This window comes from Planktothrix sp. FACHB-1355 (assembly GCF_014748295.1).
GTDB lineage: Bacteria > Cyanobacteriota > Cyanobacteriia > Cyanobacteriales > Aerosakkonemataceae > Aerosakkonema > Aerosakkonema funiforme_A.
The window spans coordinates 1-3,451 of the sequence record NZ_JACJUP010000778.1 but is presented as its reverse complement, the minus strand read 5'-3'; the positions used below and the strand labels follow the sequence as shown (position 1 = coordinate 3,451).

General features: G+C 43.3%; 5 protein-coding genes. 3 read left to right on the top strand and 2 right to left on the bottom strand.

Annotated features, from left to right (window positions below; translation table 11 throughout):
• Positions 1 to 90 precede the first annotated feature (90 nt).
• Positions 91 to 276, bottom strand: coding sequence for a hypothetical protein (locus H6S82_RS24715; RefSeq protein ID WP_190462828.1), 186 nt, complete (start codon positions 274 to 276; stop codon positions 91 to 93).
• A gap of 250 nt (positions 277 to 526) precedes the next feature.
• Here H6S82_RS24715 and H6S82_RS24710 point away from each other — a divergent pair, with 250 nt between their 5' ends.
• From H6S82_RS24710 to H6S82_RS34160, 3 genes are read left to right on the top strand one after another with little or no spacing between them, the layout of a single operon-like run.
• The gene (locus H6S82_RS24710) at positions 527 to 1,324 is read left to right on the top strand and encodes a TIGR04255 family protein (protein WP_190462830.1); all 798 of its coding nucleotides are present in this window, start codon (positions 527 to 529) and stop codon (positions 1,322 to 1,324) included.
• Positions 1,321 to 2,010, top strand: a complete 690-nt coding sequence (locus H6S82_RS24705) for an XRE family transcriptional regulator (RefSeq protein WP_190462832.1) — start codon at positions 1,321 to 1,323, stop codon at positions 2,008 to 2,010. Before H6S82_RS24710 ends, H6S82_RS24705 begins: the two co-directional genes overlap by 4 nt.
• Entirely contained in the window at positions 2,000 to 2,131 is a 132-nt protein-coding gene (locus H6S82_RS34160; protein ID WP_255512181.1) for a hypothetical protein, read from the top strand. Before H6S82_RS24705 ends, H6S82_RS34160 begins: the two co-directional genes overlap by 11 nt.
• Before the next feature lie 187 nt (positions 2,132 to 2,318).
• Here the strand turns inward: H6S82_RS34160 and acsF are convergent, their stop codons facing one another.
• Positions 2,319 to 3,392, bottom strand: coding sequence for a magnesium-protoporphyrin IX monomethyl ester (oxidative) cyclase (gene acsF / locus H6S82_RS24700; protein ID WP_190462891.1), 1,074 nt, complete (start codon positions 3,390 to 3,392; stop codon positions 2,319 to 2,321).
• Positions 3,393 to 3,451: the final 59 nt, after the last annotated feature.

Below are 3,451 nucleotides of genomic sequence, written 5' to 3'. Positions count from 1 at the left end.
CCCTACTTTAGGTTTACCGTTTTCCTCTGCCATCCCTCGGTAGTAGAGTTTAGCCATCTGCCAAAAATAACTTTGCGCTCGCCAAACTAATCATAAGGATTTGCCAGCTAATTTCAGTATAGAGATGGATAAGCGATCGCCTATTCCTTCTGCTGTTGCTCCTTGCTGAAAAACGGCAACAATAGTATCTAATATAACACGGCTTTCCCTTACCCGAACTACGCCATCAGCATCAGTTTTTAGTGGTGCAATCTCAGATTCGATCGCTACTTCCATCACCAAATTGACCTAGTTGCCTCAACAGTAGATCGAACTCGATCGCGATCGCCCCAGAATCAGCTTTTTAGTTCATTCACCTCTTTTCCTTGCCCAGAGAGGTTTTCAGCCCTCTCCGAAAAAAACACTTTTCCAACTTCACACTATACTTCACACTCTTGCATTACAATAATTATAGAGAACGATAGGTATTATCTCTCGTCTCTGACTATGCTCAATTCCCCTGAAAGCCCCACCAAGGATGTAGAAAGTGGTTAATACAAACCCACTCATCGCACAGCCACCTAAAGAAGTGCCGTTAAAAAAAGCACCTCTGATTCGAGCGATCGCACAGGTACGCTTTCCACCTATTCTTTCGATCGAAAAGAAAGATTTTGTAGCTTCATTTCAAGAAGCCATTCGAGAAAAATATCCCATCCTTCAACCAGAACAAACTCAGGGTTTAGTTTTTGGTTCTCAAGGTGTTATGCAAATTGCACCCCAATTAACTTGGCGGTTTGTAGATCTAACAAACAATTGGCGAGTTTCATTAGCACCTAACTTTGTTGCACTTGAAACAACTGCTTACTCAAGTCGTCGTGATTTTTTAGAACGTTTAGAAAGCGTACTTGTAGCACTTAATAATAGTTTTAATCCCCAAATTATTGAACGATTTGGGTTGCGATATATCGATCGATTAGTTGGACAAGATGCCAAAGATATCGGATCGCTCGTCAAACCTGAAATAGCTGGCATTGCTGCCACAGAGTTTAGAGAATATGTTCAGCAAACTATTAATGAATCTTTGTTTATCATGCCAGAGGGAGGTGAACAAATTATCGCTAGATGGGGAATTATTCCGGCTGGTGCTACTTTCGATCCAGATGCGATCGAACCTATTCCCGAACCTAGCTGGATACTCGATTTAGATATGTCCCTTTCCAAAAATAGAGAATTTAGCATTGAGGAGTTAATGAGTGAATCAAATCGGTTTGCCGAAAGGATTTATACTTTCTTTCGATGGGTAGTCAATGATGAATTTTTGCGACGCTTTGGGGGTGAATTATGACTACTCTTTTAGGTAAAAAACCGGATGAGCGGTTATCGAGTACTTCTGCACTGGGAGCGATGCGGAATTTAGATACTCATCCCTTTATTGGCTGTAGTATTTTCCTGTCTCGTTCTAACACAACCACTTCCACAATAACAAGCGATCGCAATTTATTAGCTGCTTGGGAAATGACCACAAGTGGCGTTACTCTACCATCAACCAGTTCTCCACAAGTAACGCAGAAAGCCCTTAATGAACTGAGAAGATTGAGTGGGTTAACTTGGGAGCAACTGGCTAAAATTTTCCATGTTTCACGCCGAAGTCTTCATTTTTGGGCAAGCGGACAACCGCTATCTCGCTTTAACGAAGAAAACCTAAATCGGCTTTTGGGTACGATTCAATATATCGATCGAGGAAGTGCAAATCTCAATCGCAGTTTGTTATTGAAACCCGGTAGTGATGGTAGACCTCTTATTGATTTATTGGCGCTAGGTAAACACGAAGAAGTTAAACAAATTATTGGTGCTGGTAATGCTGCTGTCAAACCAGAATTAGTGCCTTTATCGGAAGAAGCACGAATGTCACGTATGCCACAAAATCCAGCAGATTTAGTTGATGCGCTCCCAGATTCTATTCATCGTGAGGTAGGAAAATCTAGACCAGCGAGAGCAGCAAGGAGTCGAAGAAACAGTAGTGAACAATGAGCGTGATGTTTGGATTCAGGAAGTAGATACTGCTCTGAAAGATTGGTGTCAGGGTGATTGCGTGCTTGGGGAAAATTGGTTTGTCTACCGCTTCGATCCTCAACGTCAGAAGGATTTGTAGTGTCTCTGGAAGATATGACAGCAAAGGATTATGTTGAGAGCGATCCGCTTGATTTAGATCACTTATCATCAAGAATTGAAAATGGAGGTTGAAGCTTATATTTGATGAAGGAAACGATCGCCCTTCTCCCCTCCCCAAAAAACTAAACCACAGAAACCCGGTTTCTTCAAGAAACCGGGTTTCTAAATTACCGCACTGTTCCTTTCAGTGCTTCTGCGTCAATCCCTTTGGTCAGATAAATCCGCACCAAATGACCGATAATTGATAGTTGCAATGGTAATTTACGCAACTTTTTCACCCATTTGGGTTGAGAACTCCGATCGATCTCGGACATTTGCAAGTTTAGATCGGAACAGCGATGCAGGCGATCGAAAAACTGTGGATGTTCGGTGTCGAGAACTGATGGGAATGCACGCGCTGCTGTTTCGTTGGTTTTGCGAATGACTTCCCGATCGAATTCGGTTGCATCGATTCCCAGCACGTTATAAAAACCAGTGCGTTCGTGAACGGTGAGGGTATGGGTCGCAAATACTGTCAGTAGGAAAAAGCGACTCCATAACCGAGATTGCCAAGTTTGCCAGAGTTTGGGTTGCGATCGCAATAATGCTTTGAAAATATCTCCGTGGCGGTTTTCGTCCTGACACCAGCTTTCAAAGTAGCGGAATAGCGGATAAAACTGATTTTCGGGATGTTTTTCTAAATGGCGATAAATAATGATGTAACGCCAATAACCAATCTTCTCTGATAGATAAACTGTGTAAATTACCCACTCGATCGGGAAGAATGTATAAACTCGATTTTTTGTCAAGTAGGCTAAATCCATCGTCGAGCCAAAATCGCCCATTGCTTTGTTGAGGAATCCCGCATGACGGGCTTCATCTCGCGCCATGAGGTGAAACATCTCGGAGAGTACGGGATTGCGATCCTTGAGTTTGCGCGAGAGTTCCTTAAATAGCAGAAAGCCGGAAAACTCGGAAACGCAAGACCTCTCCAAATAATCGATAAATGCTTGTCTGGCTTCTCCAGTCAGGTTTTCCCAAGAGCGATCGAACGTCTCATCCCGGACAAAGTGATGCCGATTGTAATCCGCCCGCATTTCTGCCAGCATTGCCTGAAATTCGCTGTCCTGGGCTGACAAATCCAGCTTTGCCGCCGTTTCAAAGTCTGTCGTGTAAAAGCGGGGCGTGAGGATGTTTTCTTTGAGCGCCTTCGTTTTGCTTTCGGATACATCCAGAGTGGGCTTTGGCACAGAAGTAACCATAGTGTGCGATCGGTTCCCTTGAAACTTCATAGCTATTAAGTTATAACACTTGCCGCTTC

Excerpts from the sequence above, each read along its gene's own strand:
- H6S82_RS24715 (WP_190462828.1), bottom strand. The coding sequence starts at position 276 with ATGGAAGTAGCGATCGAATCTGAGATTGCACCACTAAAAACTGATGCT.
- acsF (WP_190462891.1), bottom strand. The coding sequence starts at position 3,392 with ATGGTTACTTCTGTGCCAAAGCCCACTCTGGATGTATCCGAAAGCAAA.
- H6S82_RS24705 (WP_190462832.1), top strand. The coding sequence starts at position 1,321 with ATGACTACTCTTTTAGGTAAAAAACCGGATGAGCGGTTATCGAGTACT.